Raw genomic sequence first — 25,536 nt, 5'->3', positions numbered from 1 at the left:
TCATAAACAAAAGCTCCGAAAAATCATCTCAAACTGTTAGTGACAGCCGTTCTCATAAACAAAAGCTCCGAAAAGTCATCTCAAACTGTTAGTGACAACCGTCCCTCATTAACAAAAACACCGCAAAATCATTTCAAACTGTTAATGACGACCTCCACTTACTCCGTTCCCTTATCCATCTCCACCAAAAACTCCTTAATACTCATATTCCGAATGATAACATCTGCATAATGATCCATTGGAGTAGGTTCACGATTTACAATAACAAGTTTGGCTCCTTGTTCTTTCGCGACCATTGGAAACATATTTGCAGGGCTAACGGTAAGTGAAGAGCCTAATACAATAAACAATTCAGCCTTTGCAGTTTCTAATTCAGCTTTATAAAATACGTCCTCCGGTAGCATCTCACCAAACAAAACAATACCTGGGCGAACAGGACCATCACAATAGGAACACTCGCTTTTTCCATTTAAGTAATCCTCTCTACTTTGTTCTCGTTTACATTGATTACAATAAAATTTGCGAAATGTTCCGTGCAATTCCATCACATTTTCATTTCCTGCATCATGATGAAAGCCATCTACATTTTGAGTGATGATACTGTTAATGAGACCAACTTTTTCCCATTTTGCTAGGATTAAATGCCCTTTATGAGGTTGAAATTTATTAATCTCACGTAGGCGGTATTGATAAAAATTAGTAAACTCTTCAAAGTTATTTATCAAGGCATGTACATTAGCTAATTCATCTGGATTAAATTTCTCCCAAAGTCCACGATCTTTTGTACGAAAATCAGGTAAACCACTCTCTGTAGACATACCTGCACCAGTAAAAACAACTGTATAAGAAGATGACTGAAGTAAATCTAAAACCTCTTGCATTGTTCCACCCCTTATAAATGATCTTATCTATATCATAGTATAACGTCAGGGAAAAAGAAAAAGACCGAGATGGCATCTCAGTCTTCTTCCAAAGTTTCTTAATTCTTTTTAGCTGTTCTTCCTGATAAAATCCATCCAAATACAGCAATTCCAAGTAGGATTACCCAGAATGCAATTGTCCACCCTGTGCTATGTGGGAAATCATGTGGCAATATACCGACTTTGTCATGACTTAATGTGATGACTGCTAATTTTACCCCAACCCATGCAACAATTAAGTAAGCAGTTGTTTCTAGACCTGGACGTTTATCAAGAAGTTGGACAAACCAACCTGCTGCAAACTTGATTAGTATTAACCCGGCAATACCAGCTAATACAACGATGAAGAACTGACCAGTATCCATGCCACCAAAGTGACCAAGTCCTGTTTCAGGAAGTACAATAGCTAGTGCTACCGCAGCAAGGATTGAATCGATTGCGAAAGCGAGATCTGCTAAGCCGATTTTAGCAACTGTTGGCCAAAAGCCTTTGCCGGCAGCTTCTTCTTTAAGATCCTCTTTCGCATCTTTCTTACTAAATGTATCTTGTATAACATGTTTTAATCCTAAATAAATTAAATATGCTGCACCAATAGCTTGTACTTGCCATACATTAGCTATGAATGAAATGGCAAATAGTGCGGCAAAGCGGAATGCAAATGCCATTAATATACCATAATTAATTGCTCTCTTTTTCTGATCGTCTGGTAAATGTTTCGCGATTACTGCTAAGACAAGAGCGTTGTCAGCAGACAAGATCCCTTCTAGCCCGATTAGAATTAGTAAGGTCCAGGCGTACTCTAACCAAATTGATTCCATTTGTTTTCTCCCTTCAACATAAAAAATAGAGGCTTTTACCACGTGGTAAAGGCCTCTAAAAAAGTATAGACCTTTACCACAATTGGCAAAGGTCTTGCTAACAACACCGATGGGTTGCCAGATATGCCGAGAGTACTACTACTCTGAAATGACGACATAACTGTTAAAGCTACTCCCCTTTGAAATTATATAATAATTAAATCACTATTTGGAGGTTGTGTCAATAGTTTGTCACTTGTTTGGGTGAGTGCCCTTACCTATGTATAGTTTGATTTACTACTTGTCATTTATACTAAGATTGGTACCCATCCCAATTGTAATTTATGGAATTAGAACTTCCCCAGTTATCGCTTGTACGACATAATCACAGTCAACTTTCGCACATAATTGATAGTACTCGGATTCTGCTGTTTTTACGTATACTGGCGTAATATTAACTTTTGGAAGAATTTTTTCAAGTGCTTCTTCTTTTGTTAATTTCGCCTCAGCTGATTTTTCGTAGGATTGGAACATATCAAAAATATACTTGCTATCCCAGTAGTTTGCAACAGTGCCATTTTTGCGATTAATAATTACTTTAAATTTATGGTTAAAGACTGTTGGAGAATCTTTTTGGACTTCTGTAATGATATAGTTTTTTTCTGGATACATGCCAGTGAGTTTCCATTTTCCTGAATCACTTGGATAATGCTTACTGACAAACTCTCTTGTTAATTCAGTACTAGCTTGTATCTCCTCTTCTGTCAGTGGTGGTGTACTGATCTTGTTAATTGCTTCCTCCAAAGTTATCTCTGTAGAAAAATCAACTTCTTCCAAAGAGTACTCTTTCTCGGACGGATTTTCCCATTGTAAAGAAGAATCTTGCTCTATATATGTCGACATATTATAAATTGCTTCAGGAAAAATAAGGGTAGATTTATCATTACGTATGTAAAAAGTATCAATATTCCACAAATATACCCACTTCTCATCTGCTTCAATTGGTGTCTCTACTAATGATAAATGTTGGCTAATTTCATCAAGTAGATCCTCTTTTGTTAGAGAAAATGGTTCCCAATCAATTTCGGTTTCTTCTGGAAAAACTCCATCAATAGAGAACTCAGTTAATTGGTCCTTATCATTAAAAGAAACTTTAATACTACCTGTTGGGGCAACTTCCATATTATCTACTGTAGCCTCGAAATAGAAATCAGTATCTTCTTCTTGGACAAGCTTAAATTGTCTACCAAACATCATATCCGTTAATTCTTCAATCCATTCAATGACATTTTCTATATCAGAGGAAGGAAAAATCCCTTCTTTAGCGTAAGACACATCATTAACAAAAATAATCCGTCTAATGGCTTTCGTGTGGAAATCGATATCCATGACACAAGAACCAGCTGGATTAAAATTCTCCTCTTCTTCTGTAGTATCTTTTAGGAACCACTCTAAAGAAAGAATATAATTTGTTTGATTATCTAGTGTTAATTCATAGTGAAGATGGCTTCTTTTTAGCAAATATTCGTCTAGTCCGTATTTTTCTTGTAAGGAACTCGCTATTTCTTGTATATTTTCGTTCATTAGGATACCTCACTTTGTCAGTTTCCATTTCATTATAACAAAGGTTCTACTTTTTTAATAAAATGTACTTTACCATGGGACTTGAGATAGTTTATTGTGAATATAAGGAGGTATAGTGCATGAATATTACAATGAAGCAAGTACCGGGTTTTAAAGCTGTTGGGGTTATGTGGAAAGGATCATTTCAAGGAGCTAATGCTGGTGAAATTCGAGAACTTATGCAGACATTCCGTGAAAATATACACGTTTTTGCTGAAAGTGAAGTAGAGAAAAACTCGATTATAGGCATTTCCTATGATGTAACGAAGGAAGGATTTACTTATTACATATGTTGTAAAACAACTAATTTAGCCGATGTGCCAGTAGGGATGTATGAAATAGAAGTACCCGCATTGACTTATGTAACTGTAGAGCATCGAGCAGAAGAGGACATAAGTGAAACTTACACAAATGTTTATCATTGGATTAAAGAAAATGGATATGAATTGAACAATGAAATTAATGTAAACCATCTAGAAATCTACCCTGCTGATTACCACCCAATACAAGAACGACCAAGATTAACGATCCATATTCCGGTGAAAGCTTGAGGCATAACTCCCCAAGCTTCAATCCCAGAAATATTCAATAAGCCCAATCGTAATTGCTCTAGCAACCTGTTCTTGGTATGACTCTGTTTGTAGTGTGGCAACCTCACTGGCATTGGTTATAAAACCAAGTTCAAGAAGAATAGCAGGAAAATTACTCTCATGGAGAACGGTAAAGCTTCCAGGAGAAATTCCACGATTACGAAGGGGGATTTCAGCTGCTAGTGCAGTTTGAATATGGTGAGCCAAGTCTTTACCAGATTGATTATAAAATGTACTAAACCCTCCAACGTAGCTTTCTGAAAAGGCATTATAATGGATACTAATAAAGGCACTCGTATTATGTTTATTTCCTATTAGTACGCGATTCTTTAAAGAAACAAAAGAATCATCTTCCCTAGTTAATATTACATTCGCTCCAGCTTGCCTCAGCGTCTCTGCAATTTTTAAAGATGAGTTAAGGATGAGATCTTTTTCTAGTACTCCATTACTTCCAATCGCTCCCGGATCCTTCCCTCCATGGCCAGGGTCAATAATAATTGTATACCCAACTAATAGCCCTTCAATAAGAAACGTTTCCTGTTCCTCCATTGGCAATAGATGCTTTGATAAGACCCAAACTTCTCTTCCTTGATAATACGTTTGTAACCAACCAGCTTGTTCCTTAAAAGCAGTTACTTTGTCCCCACGCTTTAAATTTCCTACAATCTCTGCTGAGTCAGTCGGTGACTTAAGTATTGGTAACCAATCGACATTCACTTCAAATGTTTGTCCAGGATGTGCCGATGAAGCTGAATAAAATAAAAAAATAGGTATTAGAAATGCTGAAAAACAGAAAATGAGTTTGATGTAATTCATGTGATGCTCCTTAAAAAAGTATTACAATGTCAGATTCTCCTTAAAGCAGTAATTTTAAACCATTATTTTTCCTATCCATTATGGCAGGAATACACCAAACATTGTCGAAATGTATAAAGATAAGGATATTACATATAAAACAGCTACGTGAGAATATGATGAAAATAGGAGGCGGTACATATGGTCGAAAATAAAGTTGTGTTTATAACTGGGGCAGCTAGTGGCATTGGATTTGCTATTGGTAAAGAATTTGCACGACTTGGCGCAAAAGTAATGTTAACAGATATGAATGAAGCTGCTTTAGCTGAATCGGTAAATAGCTTAGTAAAATTAGGTTATAACGTTTCTGGTTGTCTTTGTGATGTTACAAATGAACAAGCAATTGAAACGGCAATCAACCATACGGTGGAAACGTACGGTAAACTGGATGTTCTAATTAATAATGCAGGGATGCAGCATGTTGCTAATATTGAGGAGTTTCCAACGGAAGTGTTTGAGAAGATGACAAAAATTATGTTAGTTGGACCATTTATTGCGACAAAACATGCATTTCCAATTATGAAAAATCAACGTAATGGCCGGATTATAAACATGGCATCCATCAATGGTCTTATTGGTTTTGCTGGGAAGGCTGCTTACAATAGTGCCAAGCACGGGTTAATTGGACTTACTAAAGTAGCTGCTTTAGAAGGAGCAGAGGCAGGGATTACTGTTAATGCGATATGTCCTGGATATGTTGACACGCCGCTTGTACGAAACCAATTAGAAGATCTAGCTAAAACTCGTAATGTCGAACTCGAACAAGTATTAGAAGAAGTAATCTATCCACTTGTACCACAAAAACGATTACTTGATGTCCAAGAGATTGCTGATTATGTTGTCTTTTTAGCAAGTGATAAAGCAAAAGGATTAACCGGTCAAGCAGTTGTACTAGATGGCGGATATACTGCACAGTAATTAATTTAATTGAGGACTGTCCCCAAAAGGAGGATTGAGTAAATGAAAGAGCATTTTTCAAGGCCGAAGAGTTTTGGACAAATCTTAGATCAAACATTTCGTATTAGTAAAAACCATTTCTCTACCTTTTTTCTCATTACATTAATCGTTGTTTCACCTGTTATTTTAATTGAGGCACTTATTGCGATGTTGACTGGTACAGAACTTATACGTGATGTGGCAGGTGGCGAAACCGTCTGGGAACAACTATATAATACAATTAATGAATCCGCATATACACCGACATCACTCGCACAAGATTTCGGTGTATTACTAGTAGGTTTTATTTCTGTCATTTTTTATCCAATTGCCCAAGCGGCAATCTTGTATGGAATTGATGCAATTCGAAAAGAAGAACACTTTACAGCAAGCACTTTAATTAAAAAGGCTTTCGCTCGTTTTTGGCCAATCTTTGGTAGTGCATTATTGTTTCGTGTCATTATTTTTGCACTTATCTTTATCCCTGTCTTAGTTATTTCTGTATTTATGTTAGCAAGTCTCATGATGAACCCAATGATGGGTATCTTTCCGGTAATTATCCTATTTCTTGCAGTAGGCTGTGTCATTGCTTTTCTACTTACACGTTGGGGATTATATTTACCAGCGGTAGTGTTTGAACGTGTTGCACCAGGTTTAGAGAGAAGTTGGAACTTAACGAGAGGGAACTTTTGGAGAACATTTGGATTATTCGTTGTCATTGGGGCCATTACGATTATTATTAGTGTAATACTTGATTTTGTACTAATTTCTATATTCGGGTATAGCGTTTTATATTCGGTTCTACTCAGTATTTCTACGATTATTACGAGAATGTTTTTTTCAGTTGGATACGGATTAATTTATTTTGATTTAAAGTTACGAAATGATGGGGATGACTTAATGGAAATGATTGAAAACTATGATTCTATTAATTCCTAACCCCTACGTAGGTGATGATAATGATCGATATCGACCGAGCAAGAGAAAAGATAGATCAAATTGTAAATACGCGTGAATATCAACTCTATTATGAAGACAACCGAAATTTTCTGCAAAGATGGTGGGACTCCGTTAAGGAATGGTTTATGGAACTATTTGAAACTTTATTTGGTTCTATCACTCCTTCAAGTGGTCTTGCTAGTGCAGTAGTTGTGATTGTTTCCATTGTTGTTCTTATCGCAGTGTTCTTGGCCATTTTCCTTGTTATAAGATACTACCGAAGAAAACATCATTATAAAGACACTACTGAACTGTTTAGAACACATGAGAAAGATTGGACATATGACGACCATATAAAGAAAGCAAAAGGTGAAGAAGAAAAAGAAAACTTACAAAATGCAACTCGTCACCTATTTCTAGCTTTACTATTGTTTTTCCGTGAAAAAGGGTTTATTGAGACGAGGATTTGGAAAACAAATACAGATTATTATACCGAGCTAACCAAAGTGAACCGACAAACAGCAATTGAATTTTATAAACTAGCAAATCAATTTGATGCAGTTGTCTATGGAGAACAACGTGTAGAAGTTCATTCTTATCAACAATACAAACAAACCGTATTGCACTTAATTGAAACGCCACCCGAGAGTGATTTAGTTAATGGTTTGGGGGGCGATAATGAATGAAAAAATCAGCTAATAAAACCTGGATTTGGATCATTGTTTTACTCGTTATCTTTATTGGACTTAGTGTTATGTTGGAATCTAACCAACCAAAGGAATATCGACCATTTGCATCTCATTCTCCTTCACCGACAGGAGTAAAAGCATTTTTTACTTATTTGGAGAGTGAATTAGATTCGGTTAAGCGATTAGGGGATAGCCCAAGTCAACTGAATCAAGAAGAAAATCAATTACTACTGATGGTGGAACCAAATTTAGTAGATAGCCAAGTGACAATGGATGATTATATCACTTTTATGGAAGCTGGTAATACTATTCTATTGTTGAAGCGTAATGTGGAAGGGATGTTTCAACTCCATACGGAATTCGCACTAGATGAAGGGGAAACTGTTCGTGTAACAGATTGGCTTGAAAAAGAGTGGGAAGCATTAATTTTATCTGGAATGCGAATTATTCCTAACGAAGAGGATCAGGTGCTACTCCAGGATGAACAAGGAGTAATTGCAATTAAACGAGAATACGGTGCAGGTCAGTTAATTGCGGTAAACTCGCCAGACTGGATAACGAACCAATTTATATTAGAAGCAGATCATTTATCTTTAGTTTTCAATTTGATGGAAGAAGAGCCAACAGTTGTATGGTTTGATGAGTATTCACATCAATCCTCACAATTAGCTAATGTTACAGAAATATATCCGAAATGGTTGCTTGTTTTGGGCTTACAATTAATTATCCTTACGCTGTTATGGCTATTATATCGTGGAAAGCGGTTCGGACCAATTCGAACTCCTAGAGAATCTTATGTTCGTTTCAGTGATGAACATATTACATCACTTGCAGCATGGTATGAAAAAGGTAAGCTTTATAATGATTCTCTAAAGACCCAAGCCGATTACGTAAAAATGCTACTTAGAGAAAAATGGGGTATACCATATGAAAAAGAATGGAGATTGTTACACAATCAGCTTTCATTTAAAGTAAAGAAAATGAGTGAGGAAGAAGTTTCCACGCTAATCCATGGAATAGAAGATGTATTAACTAAATCAAACATTAGTAAACAGGAGTATGTATTATGGGCAAATCGTATTGATCGTTTACGGAATGAGGTGGAAGAATGAGAACAGAAATTAATACATTAATGGAAAACTATGAAACTCGTATTCTTGGACAAACTAATAATCTGCGTTTACTTCTTTCAGCAATAATAGCAGGTGGTCATGTGCTTCTAGAAGGTGTACCTGGAACTGGTAAAACACAAATGGTGAAAACATTAGCAAGTTTACTAGGTGGAGACTTTCAACGAATCCAATTTACTCCAGACTTATTACCGAGTGATATAACTGGTAGTACGATATACAATATGAAAAACGGGGTCTTTGAGACGTTAAAAGGGCCCATTTTTGCCAATGTAGTGTTAGCTGATGAGATTAATCGTACTCCAGCGAAAACGCAAGCAGCACTACTTGAAGCTATGGAAGAAAAACAAGTAACTATTCAAGGGGAAACATATCTTCTTCCAGAAGTATTCTTTGTTGTTGCAACACAAAACCCAATTGAATTTGAAGGGACATATCCACTCCCTGAAGCACAGCAAGATCGATTTTTACTAAAGCTGTACATTGACTTTCCTTCGGTACAAGAGGAGATAGAGGTGTTAAGAAATGTCCTTTATCCATCCGTTCTATGGAACGAAATGGGGTCAGTCTTAGATATAGAAACGTTTCTCTCCATTCGTAAAGAGATTGAGGCAGTAACAATCAGTGATGAGATGTCATCTTATATCGTTCAAATTGTTCGCAAGACTAGAGAAACGGAGTCTATACGGTATGGGGCTAGTACCCGTGCTGCCATTGCAATTGGAAAAGTAGCTCGTGCTTGGGCATATATATCTGGACGTGATTATGTCACTCCAGATGATGTGAAGGTTATTGCACAGCCTGCACTACGCCACCGTATCCAACTATCTCCTTACTTGGAATTGGAGGGAGTGAATATTGACCAAGTTATTGAAGAACTTGTGGGGCAGGTTCCTGTTCCTAGATAGAGGAATTGTGCCAACGAGGAAGTTAATCGTTATCTTTGCCTGCTTTTCGTTCGTAATGATGGTGTTAACTGTAATTGGAGTTTCTTGGCTCCAAATATTTTTACTGAATGGACTCATTTTTAGTGCTAGTCTAATCGATTTATTATTTATCCCAAAGAGAAGTGAGATTACGTTACAGCGTCAAATGCCAAGTCAATTGGAAAGAGGGTTACCATACTTGGCAACCATACTTGTAAATAACCAATCTAAGCTGCCATGTCAGGTAACATTAATGGATGGTTTACCTCAATCTTTTCAAGCACGCTTCCCACTTATGAGTCAAGTGGAAGCGGAAGAAGGAGTTCGAATAAGCTATGAATTGTGTGCCCCTGTTCGAGGAGATTACAAGCTAGATAAACTGTACGCAAGGTACTCTAGTAAATTTGGACTTTGGGAAAAACAAACGGCGGTTCATGATAGTTTTAATGTTCGTGTTTTACCAGATTTATCCGAAACGAAAAACTATCTCGAAGATGCTCAGAAATATTTAATGCATGAAGGAGTCAAAGTTCGAAAAAGGAAAACTGGAGTTGGAGAGTTTGCCCAAATTCGTAGCTATGTAGTGGGGGATGACCCAAGAAAAATAAATTGGCGACAAACGGCAAAATTACAAACAGTCATGACAAATGAATTCGAACCAGAGCATGGGAAACATGTCATGCTACTTATTGATTGCGGTCGAATGATGGGAGCCGAATTAAAACATGGCAATCGATTGGAAAAGGCCATTGAGGCAGCACTAACGGTTGCAGCAGCTGCATTAAATAATGGAGATTATGTTGGGGTCATTGCATTTTCTAAACAAGTATCTGTGTTTTTACCTCCAGAAAAAGGGATAACTCATCTACATAAAATAGTAGATGCTGTTTATAATCTCCAAGTTGATCCATCAGAATCTAATTATCTCGCTGCATTACAATATGTTCAGGCAGCACAGAAGAAGCGGAGTTTAATGTTGCTATTTAGTGATACAAAAACATTTCTTCAGGAGAATCGAACATTAGCATATTTTGAAGGGATTAAAAAACGGCATTTATTGTTATTAGTTACGGTGGAAGATGAGTTATTACGAAGTCGTGCTAGGCAAGAGCCTATCGATATAAAAAAGGCAGTGATAAAAGGAGTTGCTCAACAGGAAATCATCCATAAAAAGAAGCAACGAATAAAGTGGGAAAAACAAGGCTTCTTATTAGTGGAAGCAAAGGAAGACAGGTTAGCGACGGCGGCTGTCTCCCATTACATTCAAGTTATTAATCAAGGTTTGCTGTAGCTTTCCTTTGGCTGAGTAATACTTTCCCTATTATTACGTATGCAATCATCCCAATGACTGTAATTCCAGCAACAGCATATTTAGCTTCTAACGAAATAGCTGCTGGGGTAATGAAACCTTCGATAATTCCTGCAATGATAAAGAGGGGAACGGTACCAAGAAATAAAAGAACAGATCGTTTCCCGCAAACTTTTAATTGATAGCTTCGTGTGTATGGGCCAGGGGAAAATAATTTGTACCCCATTAATAAACCAGCTCCACCCGCGATAAAGATGGCGGTCAATTCAACCAGGCCATGAGGAACAATATATGCCCAAAATTCATACGTCATATTACTATGCCAAAACAGTCCGGCTAATGCGCCTACTAATAGTCCATTAAATACTAGTAAGTAGACGGTTAAAATACCAAACGTAATCCCACTTGCAAAGGCAAGAATAGCTACTTGAGTATTGTTCGTCATAATCTCAGCTGACATAAGGGATGAGTCAATAGCATCATGTCCTTCACCAAGACGGGCTGGGTCAACATTTTGTGAAATATCGGAAGGAAGTACAGAATAGATATGGAGTGGGTCATTATAAATAGCAAAAAAACCTGCTAGCCCTCCAAGAATGAATAAAAACATAGCTATAACAACAAACTTCCATTGTTCTAATAAGAGCCCAATAAATGTCCGAGTGAAAAAATTCCTTACTTGAGTCCAGCTCGTTAATTGGTTCTTATATAGTAGATTATGAGATTTACCAACTAGTTCATTAAGATAACTAGTCACTTCTTCATTAGGAAAATAAGTTTGGCTGTAAGATAAATGTTGTGTTGCCTTTTCATATAAATTGCTAAATTCCGTTAGATTTTCATAGGTGATATTTTTCTTACTTTTACTTAATAAACTTATGTACTGTTCCAACTGTCTCCATTCATCTCGATGGAGCTTAATAAATTGTTTGATATCCACTATGATAACCTTCTTTCAAGGTTGCTCTTTGTTTCATTATAGTTGATAGAATAGTGAAACATCAACAGGGGGATGAGAAATGAATCAAGCACAAGTTGAAATTAAAACTCCAGAGTATGTGTCTTTACAGTATCAGGTAGCTGGTCTAGGTAGTCGATCTGCAGCAATGATTATAGATCAATTACTAATACTAGCAGCCAATCTAATCATTTATTTATTATTTCTATTTATCAATCTAGCAGACTTATTTTTTTATTCCGGCTCATGGGCTCCAATTGCTATTGCGACTGTTATTATTTTCCTCATTAACTGGGGTTATTTCTTTATCGCAGAATACTTTTTTGGTGGAAGAACCGTTGGTAAGAAGCTGATTGGAATTCGGGTTATACAAGAAAATGGACATAGTACGACACTGCTTTCTAGCTTAATTCGGAATCTACTACGAATTATTGACATGCTTCCAGTAGGTTACTTTGTTGGTATGCTATTCGTCTTCTTTCATTCGAAACATAAGCGGTTAGGTGATATTGTAGCTGGTACGATTGTAGTCCATGAGCGAAGGGCGAAAAAGATAGGAATGTCCAAATTGGATAAAGAAATAGCTAAGAGAGGATTAACGAAAGATAGTTTGCCATTAGATGAATTGACACGAAGGCAACTCGGAGAAAAGGAATGGCAACTTCTTCGCATTTACAGTGAAAAGTTCTTAAATATGAAGCCCCAGGAAAGAGGATTACTTACAACCCGACTTTCTTATAAGTTACTACCGAAACTTGGCATAGATGTAGGGGGCAAAGACAATTTAGAACTGGAGAATATACTACTTACTCTGTATTTAATTGCACGGGATGAATGGGAGTTTGAGTTTTGAATGATGTTCAGGCGGGGGGGTTTGCTTATTCATAGACGTTTTGGTTTGAAATTGGGTTGGAAAAGTAAATGAGGAGCTCTCTCATGAACGTTTTGGAAGGAAAATTAGATGAAAAGTATATGAGGAGCACTTTCATGCACATTGGGAAAGAAAATTTGGTATGAATTGTAAATGACAGAACCCATCATAGGCATTTCGAATGAAATAAAGCATAAAAGATAGATGAAGCCAAAAGGAGATCCGTATGGAATTTAAAATAGATCATAGTATTCTTAAAAAGGCAATCACAGAAGTAAGTCATGCAGTATCTTCCAAAACAGCAATCCCCATTTTAACTGGAATAAAGATAGAAGCAAAGCTAGATCGTTTAATCGTAACAGGAAGTAATTCAGATTTTATCATTGAGAGAATTGTTCCAGTAGAAAATAATGAGGTTGCTAGATTAGATATTATAGAAACAGGAAGTGTTGTTCTTTCTGCCAAGTATTTAACGGAAATTATTAAGAAATTACCGAAAGATATATACTTTAAAGCGGATGAGAACCAAACAGTTATTATCCAATCCGGTGAAATTGTCACTAAAATGAGTGGTTTAAATCAGGCGGAATACCCATCACTTCCGGACAATAATGCAAATACAATAGTTACAATTACTAGTAACGATTTGATTGATATGTTAAAGCAAACGGTTTTTGCTGCTTCTAACCATGAAACGAATCCAGTGCTAACAGGGGTGAATTTTTCGTTTCAACAAGGTCTTCTAACTTGTATTGCTACAAACTCTCATCGATTATCCTTGAAAAGAAAGAAAGTAAATACAAATGTAAATGAATCCTTTATCGTACCAAGTTCTTCAGTAAGTGAACTTATTAAGTTATTCGGTACATATACAACAGATATAGTTATTATTGCGACAAACACAACGATTGTTTGTAAATCGGATACATTATCTTTTTACTCGAGATTGATTGAAGGCAATTACCCTAATATATCAGGGCTAATTTCTCAGCAACCAAATACAATTGTTACTATGAATACGAAGCAGTTGTTAGAAGGGATTGATCGAGCGACTGTTTTTGCGAGTGAATGGAGAAATAACAATATAAAATTCGAAATAGATGAGAATCAAAAATTAGTAATCTCCTCTAGACATTCAGAAATGGGACAGATAAAAGAAAAACAGTACATGAAAGATATCTCTGGTGAAGAAGAGCTAAGTGTTACAATAAATGGTAGTTTTATGATAGAAGCTTTAAAAGCAATAAAGACAAACGAAGTACAACTATGTTTTAATGGTTCAATGAGACCGATTTTAATTCATCCAATTGGTGATGACACACATGTACAACTTATCTCACCTGTAAGGACATATTAAAAGAAGGGGATTTTCTATGAAGATATTCGTACAAGCAATTATTGCATCGCTAATTATTCATCTCTTATATTATGGCGGTATGACTTTAATCGGTTATATACAAACTAAAAATTACGCACCAGATATTGCAGGTGCATGGAATAATGTACAAGTACTTCAAACTGAAGTGGCCATTGGTCATACTTATTCTCCTTTTCTTATCTTTGTTACATTTATAGGAGTTACGGTCCTTTGTGCGATTATGATGTACGTTTATAAAAGAATAAGACACAAAAGAAAAAGCTTGAGGGAACATTTATTCCCTCAAGCTTCGTCATATACTAAATTTCCTATGAACGGATCCACTTCCAAATCTCCCCAGGTGTTGCATTCTTACCATACATAAGAATCCCAACCTTAAAGATTTTACCTGCTAGTTTCATGAATAGAACGATACTAATAATTAATATCGCTAATGCGATAATAATTTCAATCCATGGCCATTCATCTAATACCGTTAATCGCATGATTAGTACACCAGGAGATGTAAATGGAATGTATGAAGCAACTTGTGCAACCATTCCACTTGGATTGCCTAGTACTGGTGCGATAAGAACAAAGGATAAGAATGGAAGCATCATAACAAACCCCTGGAAGTTACCACTTGTTGTCATATCAGATAAAGTTGCTCCAATTCCAACGAAGATGGCTGCAAATAATAGATAGCCAAGTACCGCAATGAATACGAGTAATAATGTTTCTGGAACTAATAGATATTCAATAATTGGTTCATCAATTTTCCAAACAGCAAACGGTACGACAAAAACAAGAAATACTAGGACCTGAACCATTCCAAGAACAAAGTATCCAAGAATCTTACCGTTCATTAATTCACCAGGTGTAACGGATGAAAGAATAATTTCTGCAATTTTATCCTTTTTCTCTTGAGATGCACTTTGGAAAATCATCATCCCTGTCATGACAATAGCAAAGAAGATAATCCCTGCAAATAAGCCAGGTGCAATTTTTTCAAAAGGATTTTCAGATATAACAGAATCCTCGCCAGCACTTGCTAGCTCTTCTGCGGAAGTTTCTTCAAACATAACATTACTGGATACAATCGCCAGTTCTTCTTCCGTTAAGTCTAATTGTGAGATACGAATTTGTTGTAATGGACCGGCTAGTAATTGAACATTTGCACTAAATCCTGAATCCATTTCATCTGCTGTATATACTGGAATAACACCACTCTCTAATGCCTCACCAGTTAAGAAAATATAAGCAGTATCTTCTGTATCTTCTAATGCACTTTGTACTTCATTTTCACTCAGCGTTGTTTCATTTAATGTCCAATTTAACTCGAAATTATCAACCGTTTGCACTAATAAATCATAAATTTCAATTTGATCGTTTACAAAGACTGCTGTCTCGGTTGGTTCATCATCCGACTCAAATAGACTTCCTAATAATCCAAAGCCAATAATAAGAAGTGGTGTTAGGAACAAACCAATAACAAAGGACTTATTTTTTAGATTTCTTCTAACTTCCCATCTTGCTACTTTCATTGAATTACGCATTTATATCACCTGCTTCCTGAATTAAGTTTTTGTTTGTTGCAATATCAATGAAGATTTCATGTAGGGAGATTCGATTCATTTTAAGTTCACTCACATTCAAATAGTCAGGTAGGTTTTGCAACCAATTTGTAGGATGAACATCTTGGTCAAGGTAAAGAACTGCAGATTCTTCTTTTACTTCAACTCGTTGCACGTGGGAAATCTTCTCTAAATCTCGCACATTGTTTTTACCTCGAATGGTACATTTAAAGTTCGCGTATTTTGTTTTAACTTCATCTAATGTGCCATAAATCACCTTTTGTCCATTTTGAATCATAAATAGGCGATCACACATTTCTTCTACTAAATTCATTTGGTGGGATGACAATAGAATGGCAGTTCCATTGTTTGCTAGATTACGAATCTCATCTTTGAATAACTCCTGACTAACAGGATCCAGTCCAGAAAAAGGCTCATCTAGAATAAGCAGTTCAGGCTCATGAAGGATGGATCCGATAAATTGTACTTTTTGTCCCATACCTTTAGATAATTCATCCATCGAAACCTTCTCTTTACCTTCTAAATCAAATTTCTTTAAATATGTTAAAATACGTTCCTTCGCTTTATCGAGCGGATAATCTTTTAAATCTGCTAAATATAAGAGGATATCCATTACTTTAACATTTTTGTATAAGCCACGTTCCTCTGGTAAATAACCAATTTTATGACGAGGTATTTCTTTCCCTTGGTGATTGTGGAAAGTAATGGAGCCTTTATCTGGGTACATAATCCCCATAATGTTTCGGATAGTAGTCGATTTTCCAGCTCCGTTTGGACCAAGAATGGCCATAATCTCGCCTTTTCTTACTTCAAAGGAAATTCCTTTTAACGCTTGTTTGTCTTTGAACGATTTCTCAAGTCCATCAACTGTTAACATAACTTCCATGACTGTATTCCTCCTATTTATTGTTTATTTTGAGTTAATAAAAGTGTAATAATATCATCTAATTCCAATGTGTTGCGTTTATTCCATTTGATGTTTTGACTTTCAAGATAATTTTCCGTTTCACTTATACGATTGGAAATAATAACATTCCCTTCTTGTAACACTACACCTGGAATAGTTGCATCTTCTAAGGAACTAGTAATCCAATAACGGGCATAATTTTCGATTAACTCTTCTTTTTCGAAGTGACCTAAAAATTTCCCGTTATGTAGTACGAATAAGTAATCAGAAAGTTTCCTAATATCGTCAATTTGATGACTTGCAATGATGATAGAACGGTCTCCAGGCTCCATCCAATCAACGATTAAGTCCATTAATATTTTTTTCGATGGAATATCCATAAAGTATGTTGGTTCATCTAAAAGTAATAAAGGTGCATTTCTAGGAAGTGTAAGGGCAAGGTTTAACTTTTGTTGAACACCTTGTGAAAGCTTACTAAACTTTTTATTTAGTGGAATCTCAAATAGATTGACCATCTTGAGAAATAATTCCTCATCCCAATTTGGGTAAAGGGCTTTAATTAGTTCTTTTAACGTATTGCCAGTAAAAGCATCCCAACCTAGAACCGTCTGGGGAAGATAGGCAACAGAATTTTTCCAGTCTTCATTTTCACCGTGCGTAAAGATGTTATTTACTTTTATATTTCCTTTCTCGGGTTTAGCTAGATTCATAATCAACTTTAGAAATGTACTCTTACCAGAACCATTATTTCCAACAAGAGCAGTGATTGTTCCAGGTTCAATTTCTAAATTAATTGGACCGAGATGAAATTCATCGATACGCTTCTCAAGATGCTCAATATATAATAGGGAATTCATTGGGTTATTCTCCTTTCTCTTTGTCTTTTAATATGGTAAGGAAGATTTCTTTTACTTGGGAAAGATTATAATCATAGCTAAGTGCCGTATCTACTGCATTTTCAATTATGTTATGGACAGATGTCACCTTGACCTCCTCCTTTAAATCCTCTGCAATCTCTGCAACAAACGTACCTTTTCCTTGGAGTGTCTTAATAAAGCCTTGTAATTCTAAATCTTGGTATGCTCTTCTTGTTGTAATAATACTAATCTCCAAATCCTTTGATAAGGCTCTTATAGAAGGGAGTGGTGCTCCTGCAGAGAGGTGACCACCAGCTATTAACGCTTTAAATTGGTTGACAATTTGATGGTAGATGGGCTCTCTCGAATCTTTAGATATCCGTATTGGTAGTTCCATTTCAACACTCCTTTCTATTAAAGGAAATCGATTTTCTTTAGATAAGAGATCGATTTATTTTTCCAATAGGAAACTCCGATAATTGCTGCAATAAGTGAAAGGCACGCTGTTAGAAGTGGCCATTTCATTGCTATAATAGCTGTCCATTCTACGATTCCATACGTAAAGGTGAATGGAAAGACAAGAATGAGCACTACAATAGCAGCAAGTAACAAATAGGACAATATATGAGCCATTGCGCTATATTTCGCACGTATCCCTGTATATACTGGAATTGCACAAAAACCTGCATACAGTCCGAATGAAATCCATATTATTGCAAAAGCAAGATAGGTATCAATGCTAAAGATATTCTTAACCTCTGGACTCGTAAGGTACAAGATAGTGAACATATAAAGTTGGTAAGGAATTGAACTTAACATGTAAAAAATCATTTCTTTAAGAACAATAATTTTCTTGGGAATAGGTAAGTGTAACTTCATGGCATTAGTAGGGGATGCCCAAGTAATATCTCCAATTTTTTTGTTTTGTAATACTTTTGCTCTAAAGCTGATCGGTCCAAAAATGAATAGAAGAAAGAAAAATATATCTAAGTTCTCAAATCTTGTTTGTTGTGCTTCCAGACCAGTGTGAAATAAATAGGTGAATAATGAATAATAGAGAAATAATAAGATGAAGTTGAACCATGAAATTCTAAGTTCAGGTATTAATAGTTGAAAAGCGAGTTTCAAGTCTTTTTGCATTTATATACCACCTTTTAATCAAACTGTTATACTGTATATATCTATATGCACAGTATAACTGTGAGCCGAATTATTTGTCAACAGGTTATGTTGAGATCAATTGTAAAGAATGAAAACGTTTCATTAAATCCCGTTCATATTTCTGTAACATATATTGTGAAATATATCACAAATTACTATTTACATGATAAAAAATACATGCTATTATCAAAGTGTAATAAGGAAACACACTTACAATTAAATGTGAAATAGTGAACAAACAAAACTAAAATTTAAGGAGATGGATTCATATGTTGAATTTCATTCGTGAAAATAAAGTAGTTGCAGGTATCTTAGTTTTTATTAGAGTTTATATTGGTTATGCTTGGCTTACAGCAGGGTTTGGTAAAATTACTGGTGGTGGATTCGATGCAAGTGGATTTATTCAAGGCGCGATTGCCAATTCAGGTGGCGATCATCCAGCAGTACAAGGCTGGTGGGCTTCATTTCTAGAAGCTGTTGCACTTCCAAACGCAGAACTTTTCAGCTTCATGGTTATGTGGGGAGAATTCTTAGTAGGTGCTGCTTTAATCTTAGGTATTTTCACTAACTTTGCTGCACTAATGGGAATGACAATGAATTTTGCATTCTTATTCAGTGGAACTGTAAGCACAAACGCACAAATGGTACTATTAACAGTATTCTTAGTAGTTGCTGGAGCTAATGCAGGCCGTTATGGATTAGATAGATGGGTTATTCCTTTTATCAAAAACAATAAGACAACTCGTAAGCAAACTAAAAAAGTGGCTGTAGCTTAATAGACAGATTTCTACCGAATAGCAGGGGACGATTCCTCTGCTATTTTTTTATGTAACTCGCCCCTTCTGAAGAGGTAGTAATAGGTTTATTTTCCCTCATTCATGTAAACACTGTAAAAGATTACTATACTATTCTGGAGGGATTGGCATGAAAAAAGTGTGGTATATTGTCCTACTTACTTGGGCGATTGTACTTGTCGTATATGGTGTGATGGAGGCTAATGATAAGAAACACATGGTTAATGAAGAAGAAAACCCGAGTGTTGAAGTGTCTGGGACATTGAATGAAGGTAGCAATTCCTTATTAGTAACAATGATAAATACAAAAGGAGAAACAGTTGGTGAAGCTAAGCTGGAGCAGACAAACAAGGGTGTAAATATTCAATTAAATGCCTCTAACCTAACGCCAGGTGTCCATGGTTTTCATATTCATGAAAATGGTGTATGTGAGGCGCCGAGCTTTGAATCGGCAGGTGGTCATTTTAATCCAACTGGAGCAAAACATGGGTTCGACCATCCAGAAGGACCACATGCAGGGGATCTTCCTAATATAGAGGTCAAGCAAGATGGAACAGTCTCGACAAATGTTCTAGCTGAAATGGTAACGTTGGAAAAAGGAAAAGATAATTCCTTGCTTAAAGAAGGTGGAACATCACTTATGATCCATTCCAAAGCAGATGATTACAAATCCCAGCCTGCAGGTGATTCTGGTGAACGAATAGCCTGTGGCGTGATAGCAGAATAGAGACGGATATATAGAAGGTATTTCGATGAAAAAGGCAAGGGAACTCCTTTTGAAGAAGAACATGTAGTACTTAACGTTCGGGCGATTACACGGTGGTTTGGCAGATTATCCTGAAGTTCGGGCGATTGCACGTGGGTTTGGCAGATAATCCTGAAGTTCGGGCGATTACACGCTGGTTTGGCAGATTATCCTGAAGTTCGGGCGATTGCACGTGGGTTTGGCAGATTATCCTGAAGTTCGGGCGATTACACGCTGGTTTGGCAGATTATCCTGAAGTTTGGTCGATTACACGTGGGTTTGGCAGATTATCCTGAAGTTTGGTCGATTACGCGTGGGTTTGGCAGATTATCCTGAAGTTCGGGCGATTACACGTGGGTTTGGCAGATTATCCTGAAGTTTGGTCGATTACACGTGGGTTTGGCAGATTAGCTGTTACTTTCGGTCGATTACCATGAATATTGGCAGATTAACTGTGATTTCGGTCGATTAACCAGAATTATGGTCGATTAACCAGAACTTTGGCAGATTAGCCGTACGTTCGGCCGATTGCCCAAATTCTCACCCGATGTCGTTCCAATACTGGAGATACCGGCCGTATGTTTCAGTAAATAAAAATTCTTTTCTTCCTTAATTAAAAATGGGAAAAGCTGTTTTAACTCTATGTTTCAAAATTTCAGAATTATAGCTTATATCCCATTCCATTTCGCTTCATACTCCTGTATAATATATTTCGAGTATCGAAGGATGGGGGATATGAATGGAGGCACAACTTAAGGTAGAACAAGAAAAACAGGGACATGAAAAAATTTGGACGCGAGACTTTATACTAATATGTCTGGCTAATTTTTTTATCTTTTTTGGTTTTCAAATGACATTACCAACACTTCCTTTATTCGTGAAAGAGTTAGGAGGAAGTGATCAATTAATTGGAGTTATTGTTGGTATTTTTACTTTCTCTGCTTTAATCTTTAGACCATATGCAGGTCATGCATTAGAAACGAAAGGCCGTGCATTTGTTTATATGGTTGGTCTGGCAATTTTCGTATTATCGATAGGCTCTTTTGCCTTTATTACAAGTATTGCTTTTCTCTTAATGATGAGGGTTGTTCAAGGAATTGGGTGGGGGTTATCTACAACAGCAACCGGCACAATCGCAACGGATATTATTCCAGCTAGTAGAAGAGGAGAAGGACTTGGGTACTTTGGTTTGTCTGGGAATATTGCACTAGCCTTTGGACCAGGTCTTGGCCTAGCGTTAGTTGGAAAAATCTCCTTTACAACATTATTTCTACTTTGTGCTGCTTTCGGTTTAATTGCACTTATACTTTCATCACGAGTAAAGTATAAAAGGGTAGAGGAGATTCCGGATAAAGCACATACACCTCGCTTTGATATATTTGAAAAAACTGCAATACAGCCTTCTATTCTTATGTTATTTATTACATTTACATTTGGTGGAATTGCGACTTTTTTACCTTTGCATGCGATAGAAAGAAGTGTAGCTGGAATTGAGGCCTATTTTCTCGTATATGCCGCTTTTCTTTTTATTTCACGAACATTTGCAGGAAAGGTTTATGATAAGAAAGGGCATCTATATGTCTTCTTGCCAGGAACGATGCTTATTCTAATAGCTATGATTCTACTAGCCTGGTTACCCAGCTCTTTTATATTATTAATTGCTGCTGGACTATACGGGTTTGGATTTGGAACAGTACAACCAGCATTACAAGCTTGGGCAGTTGAAAAAGCAGCGACGAACAGAAAAGGAATGGCAAATGCAACTTTCTTTTCTTTCTTTGATTTAGGAATAGGATTTGGAGCATTAACATTCGGACAAATCGCCTATCTTTTTAATTACGGAACAATCTACGCAGTCAGTGCAGGCTCCATATTCGTATCCATGTGTATTTACATTATGTTAGTTATAAGGGCTAAAAAGTTACATAGAGAAAAAGGCGTGTAAAAGATTTTTATAAATGAAATTATAAACAATCAGGAACGATTGTGCATTACACTGCCCCAGAAATATACGGAGACTCCTTGGAAAAGAAGATCGCTTCTGCGTGCGGGGACTGTTTCCGGAGGGGCTAGTTATATGCACTGAGGAGAATATCTCAGCCGAAAATTGGTTAAGCTAAAGTAGCCTTATTTTTAATACATATTATTAGGTATAATCTATCAATTTTTATCCAATCCTATTAATAAATAGAATCGTTTTAATTTTATTGCAAACTCCTATACAATGAATATATAGCATTGTACTAAAAGGCAGGTTAATAGATTTTGAAAAAACTAAGCGATATTAATGTCCAAAAGCTATTCCCTTCTTTAATATATAAACGTGGTTTAGAGTATTTTAATAATGGATTAGTAAGTGATTTAACTTATGATAATAATTACAAAGTATGGACTGCCACAGTTCATGGTAGTGAGGATTACTTTGTTGAAATAAATATGAAAGACTTTGATAGAGGATCTGTCGATACGTATTGTGATTGTCCTGCATTTGATACATATCGATCTTGTAAGCATATTGCTGCTACATTAATCGGTATCGTGAATAAAGAGGAGCCGCAAACTGAAATGTATTCTAAGTTTGATTATGAGCTAACGAATCGCTTTATTCGCGCGTTAAGTAATATCGGTGAACCGCAGGACGTAGAGGATATCCTGCCAAATAAATTACAGCTTCACATAGAATATTTGTTGAAGTGGTCCTATGATAAAAATCTATTAATTGAAATAAAAGCTGGTGTAACGAGGAATTATGTTGTCAAAGATATCCATGAATTTTTGCAAGATGTATTAAGTGGGAATGAACATTTTTTTACAAAAATGTTCACCTATTCTCCGAACCACCATTATATAGACTCAAAAGATAAAGAGATTTTAGAAATACTTGGATCTATCCAAAAGAATGAAAAAATCTATGATGGTTATCATGTCTATCATTATCGTGGAAATGTAAATGATAAACGGTCGCTAACGATTCCACCACTAGTAGCAAAAACAGTACTAGAAAAATTGGTCGATAGAGATTTTACTGTTGAAACAACAACTGGCAAATCGTTCTCCAATGTCATGATTGAAGAGGGCAAGTTACCATATCATTTTTCATTAAATAAAAATGAGCAAAACGATCTTCTATTGACGATGCATGATGTAGAGAATAGTATCTTCTTTAAGAATTACGAAATATTATTTGATAATGGAGTGTTCTATTTTCCATTAAAAGAGCAAATTCCTATTTTGGAATTAGTTTCCCAGTTTGGAAAAGTGGATCAGAAGCTTCCTATATCTAAGAAACAAGCAGATGCCTTTTTATCAGAAGTGTTACCTTCTCTAAAAAAAGTTGGCGAAGTAGAAATATCGGAACAAGTTTCCTCAGAAATAGTCCAACTGCCGTTACGAGCAAAATTGTATTTAGAAGCTAAAGATGATTTTATTATTGGAAAACTGGAATATCATTATGGTGACCATGTCATTGATCCATTTAGTGGGCGAGAGGATCACGAGGTAATCATTATTCGTGATGTGGAAAAAGAAAAGCAAATTATGCAGCTTATTGAATACGCAAACTTCCATTATAATGGTAGGGAATTATTTATAGATGCAGATGAAGATGAATTATATGAATTCCTATACCAAGTGTTACCTTTATTTGATCAATATGTAGAATTATTTTTAACATCTGAAGTGCGTAGTTTCATTTTAGAAAATGAACCTATCCCAAGAACGACGGTAAGGATGGAAGGCTCAACAAATCTTTTGGAAATTGGATTTGATATGGATGGCCTAAACGAAGAGGATATTAATCGGATTCTCGATGCGGTTATCGAGAAAAAACGATATTATCGTCTCCAAAGTGGAGAAATGTTGTCATTAGAAGGAGAAGAGTTTACTTCCATTCGCAACTTCTTTCAGGATATGGATATTCATAAAGGTGATGTGCAAGATGGAAAAATTCAAATGCCCATATACCGTGGTACACAAATTGATGAGTTAATCGAAACGAGAAAAAATTATGATCCTGCTTTTAGACAATTATTGCATCAATTAAAGGAACCAGAAGAGCAACATTATGAGCTTCCGAGCATTCTAAATGCTTCTTTACGCTCTTATCAAATGACAGGATACCAATGGTTTAAATCTCTAAGCAATTACCATTTAGGAGGAATTCTAGCAGATGATATGGGACTTGGAAAAACATTACAGACGATTGCGTACTTAGCTTCAGAACCAAGCACCAATCCTCATCTAATTGTTGTTCCATCATCTGTTGTTTATAATTGGAAAAATGAATTGGAAAAGTTCACTCCTTCCTTAACAGTAAGTATTATGACAGGACCACCAGGGGAGCGAGAACAAAAATTCACTACAGCACTTGATTCCGATGTGTGGGTTACCTCCTATGCGACATTGAGGCAAGATATTGAACGATATCGTAATTTATCCTTCCAAACGTTAATTTTGGATGAAGCACAATATATAAAAAATTACGCAACGAAAACTTCAAAGGCAATTAGAGAAATACAAGCAAGTAGACGCTTTGCATTAAGTGGTACACCAATTGAGAATTCGATTGATGAATTGTGGGCTATTTTTCAAGTAGTCTTACCAGGTCTTATGCCAAATCAAAAAACGTTTAAGCAATTATCCCATGAAAAAATTGCTACGATTACGAAACCATTTATTTTGAGGCGTTTAAAGAAAGATGTACTAAAAGAGTTACCAGACAAGATCGAATCCGTTAGTATTTCGGAGTTAACAAATGAGCAAAAAGAATTATATGTTGCTTATTTAAGGCAACTACAACAAGAGACAGCTGAATCGATTAAAGAGAGTGGTTTTCAAAAGAATAGGATGAAGATTTTAGCTGGATTAACCCGTTTAAGACAAATATGTTGTCATCCCTCATTATTCTTAGAGAACTATGAAGGAAAATCGGGTAAGTTAGACTTATTAATGGAAACCGTTCACAATGCGATTGCTAATGGGAAACGAATGTTAATCTTCTCTCAATTCACAAGCATGCATGAAATTATTATTCAAAAATTAAAGCAAGAGGGAATTGATTATTTCTATCTTAGTGGTCAAACTCCGTCAAGTGAACGCGTGGAAATGAGTGACAGATTCAATAATGGAGAAAAAAGTATCTTTCTCATTTCTCTTAAAGCTGGTGGAACAGGCTTAAATCTAACTGGGGCAGATACGGTAATATTGTATGATTTATGGTGGAATCCAGCAGTAGAAGATCAAGCTACTGGTAGAGCCCATCGATTTGGCCAAAAAAATGTTGTTCAAGTTATACGCCTCATTACCGAAGGAACGATTGAAGAAAAAATTTACGAGCTTCAACAGAAGAAAAGAGAACTTATTGATAAAGTCATCCAACCGGGCGAGACGATGTTGTCTAGTTTAAGTGAAGATGATGTAAGAGAGTTACTAAGCATATAGAATTAAGGGGTCTGTCCCCATAGCCATCAAGCTAACAGTAGGTGAGATAAGAAATGCTCACCTCTGTTAGCTTTTTGTATCTCTTCTATAAATTTACGCATGACAAAATAAGCCTCTCAAGAGACTTTGTTTTCGGAA

At 36.1% G+C, this 25,536-nt stretch carries 25 protein-coding genes; 15 read left to right on the top strand and 10 right to left on the bottom strand.

Annotated features, from left to right (window positions below; genetic code table 11):
• Positions 1-158: 158 nt before the first annotated feature.
• From IEV35_RS13815 to IEV35_RS13805, 3 genes are all read right to left on the bottom strand, one after another.
• Positions 159-881 (bottom strand): SIR2 family NAD-dependent protein deacylase, encoded by a 723-nt coding sequence (locus IEV35_RS13815; protein ID WP_188385251.1) that lies wholly within the window; start codon positions 879-881, stop codon positions 159-161.
• A gap of 98 nt (positions 882-979) precedes the next feature.
• Entirely contained in the window at positions 980-1,738 is a 759-nt protein-coding gene (locus tag IEV35_RS13810) for a TerC family protein (protein ID WP_188385250.1), read from the bottom strand.
• 321 nt (positions 1,739-2,059) lie between these two features.
• Positions 2,060-3,301: a hypothetical protein gene (locus IEV35_RS13805; protein WP_188385249.1), complete on the bottom strand. Its 1,242-nt coding sequence runs from the start codon at positions 3,299-3,301 to the stop codon at positions 2,060-2,062.
• Between the two features lie 119 nt (positions 3,302-3,420).
• Here IEV35_RS13805 and IEV35_RS13800 point away from each other — a divergent pair, with 119 nt between their 5' ends.
• Complete coding sequence (locus IEV35_RS13800) at positions 3,421-3,891, top strand: GyrI-like domain-containing protein (protein WP_188385248.1); 471 nt, start codon at positions 3,421-3,423, stop codon at positions 3,889-3,891.
• An 18-nt stretch (positions 3,892-3,909) separates the two neighbouring features.
• On the opposite strand, the gene IEV35_RS13795 is transcribed toward IEV35_RS13800, so the two are convergent.
• The gene (locus IEV35_RS13795; RefSeq protein WP_188385247.1) at positions 3,910-4,746 is read right to left on the bottom strand and encodes an N-acetylmuramoyl-L-alanine amidase family protein; all 837 of its coding nucleotides are present in this window, start codon (positions 4,744-4,746) and stop codon (positions 3,910-3,912) included.
• 180 nt (positions 4,747-4,926) lie between these two features.
• Here IEV35_RS13795 and IEV35_RS13790 point away from each other — a divergent pair, with 180 nt between their 5' ends.
• The 6 genes from IEV35_RS13790 to IEV35_RS13765 are packed head-to-tail and all read left to right on the top strand — an operon-like array spanning position 4,927 to position 10,696.
• Positions 4,927-5,703 carry a 3-hydroxybutyrate dehydrogenase gene (locus IEV35_RS13790; protein WP_188385246.1) on the top strand — a complete coding sequence of 259 codons (777 nt, stop codon included), beginning with the start codon at positions 4,927-4,929 and terminating at the stop codon, positions 5,701-5,703.
• 42 nt (positions 5,704-5,745) lie between these two features.
• Positions 5,746-6,660 (top strand): hypothetical protein, encoded by a 915-nt coding sequence (locus IEV35_RS13785; RefSeq protein ID WP_188385245.1) that lies wholly within the window; start codon positions 5,746-5,748, stop codon positions 6,658-6,660.
• 20 nt (positions 6,661-6,680) lie between these two features.
• The gene (locus tag IEV35_RS13780) at positions 6,681-7,346 is read left to right on the top strand and encodes a DUF4129 domain-containing protein (RefSeq protein WP_188385244.1); all 666 of its coding nucleotides are present in this window, start codon (positions 6,681-6,683) and stop codon (positions 7,344-7,346) included.
• A complete protein-coding gene (locus IEV35_RS13775) occupies positions 7,343-8,461 on the top strand; it encodes a DUF4350 domain-containing protein (RefSeq protein ID WP_188385243.1) in 1,119 nt (372 codons plus the stop codon). Before IEV35_RS13780 ends, IEV35_RS13775 begins: the two co-directional genes overlap by 4 nt.
• On the top strand, positions 8,458-9,387 hold the full coding sequence (locus IEV35_RS13770) for an AAA family ATPase (RefSeq protein WP_188385242.1): 930 nt from the start codon (positions 8,458-8,460) through the stop codon (positions 9,385-9,387). The genes IEV35_RS13775 and IEV35_RS13770 overlap by 4 nt, the downstream gene beginning before the upstream one ends.
• Before the next feature lie 7 nt (positions 9,388-9,394).
• A complete protein-coding gene (locus IEV35_RS13765) occupies positions 9,395-10,696 on the top strand; it encodes a DUF58 domain-containing protein (RefSeq protein WP_188385321.1) in 1,302 nt (433 codons plus the stop codon).
• Here the strand turns inward: IEV35_RS13765 and IEV35_RS13760 are convergent.
• Positions 10,677-11,654, bottom strand: a complete 978-nt coding sequence (locus IEV35_RS13760) for a stage II sporulation protein M (RefSeq protein WP_188385241.1) — start codon at positions 11,652-11,654, stop codon at positions 10,677-10,679. The two genes, IEV35_RS13765 and IEV35_RS13760, sit on opposite strands and share 20 nt — an antisense overlap.
• Positions 11,655-11,733: 79 nt before the next feature.
• On the opposite strand from IEV35_RS13760, the gene IEV35_RS13755 reads away from it, so the two are divergent.
• The 3 genes from IEV35_RS13755 to IEV35_RS13745 all read left to right on the top strand — a co-directional run bounded on the left by IEV35_RS13755 (position 11,734) and on the right by IEV35_RS13745 (position 14,285).
• Complete coding sequence (locus IEV35_RS13755) at positions 11,734-12,525, top strand: RDD family protein (RefSeq protein ID WP_188385240.1); 792 nt, start codon at positions 11,734-11,736, stop codon at positions 12,523-12,525.
• A 244-nt stretch (positions 12,526-12,769) separates the two neighbouring features.
• On the top strand, positions 12,770-13,900 hold the full coding sequence (gene dnaN / locus IEV35_RS13750; RefSeq protein ID WP_188385239.1) for a DNA polymerase III subunit beta: 1,131 nt from the start codon (positions 12,770-12,772) through the stop codon (positions 13,898-13,900).
• A gap of 16 nt (positions 13,901-13,916) precedes the next feature.
• The gene (locus IEV35_RS13745) at positions 13,917-14,285 is read left to right on the top strand and encodes a hypothetical protein (protein ID WP_188385238.1); all 369 of its coding nucleotides are present in this window, start codon (positions 13,917-13,919) and stop codon (positions 14,283-14,285) included.
• On the opposite strand, the gene IEV35_RS13740 is transcribed toward IEV35_RS13745, so the two are convergent.
• Genes IEV35_RS13740 through IEV35_RS13720 form a run of 5 tightly spaced genes read right to left on the bottom strand, consistent with a single transcriptional unit; the run spans position 14,230 to position 18,399 of the window.
• Entirely contained in the window at positions 14,230-15,456 is a 1,227-nt protein-coding gene (locus tag IEV35_RS13740; RefSeq protein WP_188385237.1) for an ABC transporter permease, read from the bottom strand. The genes IEV35_RS13745 and IEV35_RS13740 overlap by 56 nt on opposite strands.
• Positions 15,449-16,381, bottom strand: a complete 933-nt coding sequence (locus IEV35_RS13735) for an ABC transporter ATP-binding protein (RefSeq protein WP_188385236.1) — start codon at positions 16,379-16,381, stop codon at positions 15,449-15,451. The genes IEV35_RS13740 and IEV35_RS13735 overlap by 8 nt, the downstream gene beginning before the upstream one ends.
• A gap of 17 nt (positions 16,382-16,398) precedes the next feature.
• Entirely contained in the window at positions 16,399-17,259 is an 861-nt protein-coding gene (locus IEV35_RS13730; protein ID WP_188385235.1) for an ATP-binding cassette domain-containing protein, read from the bottom strand.
• Between the two features lie 4 nt (positions 17,260-17,263).
• Positions 17,264-17,656 carry a GntR family transcriptional regulator gene (locus IEV35_RS13725; RefSeq protein WP_188385234.1) on the bottom strand — a complete coding sequence of 131 codons (393 nt, stop codon included), beginning with the start codon at positions 17,654-17,656 and terminating at the stop codon, positions 17,264-17,266.
• A gap of 17 nt (positions 17,657-17,673) precedes the next feature.
• A complete protein-coding gene (locus tag IEV35_RS13720) occupies positions 17,674-18,399 on the bottom strand; it encodes a hypothetical protein (RefSeq protein ID WP_188385233.1) in 726 nt (241 codons plus the stop codon).
• Positions 18,400-18,689: 290 nt separating this feature from the next.
• Here IEV35_RS13720 and IEV35_RS13715 point away from each other — a divergent pair, with 290 nt between their 5' ends.
• The 5 genes from IEV35_RS13715 (at position 18,690) to IEV35_RS13695 (ending at position 25,398) form a co-directional block, all read left to right on the top strand.
• Positions 18,690-19,196 carry a DoxX family protein gene (locus IEV35_RS13715; RefSeq protein ID WP_188385232.1) on the top strand — a complete coding sequence of 169 codons (507 nt, stop codon included), beginning with the start codon at positions 18,690-18,692 and terminating at the stop codon, positions 19,194-19,196.
• 148 nt (positions 19,197-19,344) lie between these two features.
• Positions 19,345-19,941: a superoxide dismutase family protein gene (locus tag IEV35_RS13710; protein WP_188385231.1), complete on the top strand. Its 597-nt coding sequence runs from the start codon at positions 19,345-19,347 to the stop codon at positions 19,939-19,941.
• 317 nt (positions 19,942-20,258) lie between these two features.
• The gene (locus tag IEV35_RS13705; RefSeq protein WP_188385230.1) at positions 20,259-20,396 is read left to right on the top strand and encodes a hypothetical protein; all 138 of its coding nucleotides are present in this window, start codon (positions 20,259-20,261) and stop codon (positions 20,394-20,396) included.
• A gap of 302 nt (positions 20,397-20,698) precedes the next feature.
• Entirely contained in the window at positions 20,699-21,904 is a 1,206-nt protein-coding gene (locus IEV35_RS13700) for an MFS transporter (protein WP_188385229.1), read from the top strand.
• 320 nt (positions 21,905-22,224) lie between these two features.
• Positions 22,225-25,398: a DEAD/DEAH box helicase gene (locus tag IEV35_RS13695; protein ID WP_188385228.1), complete on the top strand. Its 3,174-nt coding sequence runs from the start codon at positions 22,225-22,227 to the stop codon at positions 25,396-25,398.
• Positions 25,399-25,536: the final 138 nt, after the last annotated feature.

The organism is Ornithinibacillus halotolerans (assembly GCF_014637405.1).
Taxonomy (GTDB): Bacteria; Bacillota; Bacilli; order Bacillales; family Amphibacillaceae; genus Ornithinibacillus; species Ornithinibacillus halotolerans.
The sequence above is the reverse complement of the archived record's forward strand: the minus strand, read 5'-3'. Positions and strand labels throughout refer to the sequence as shown.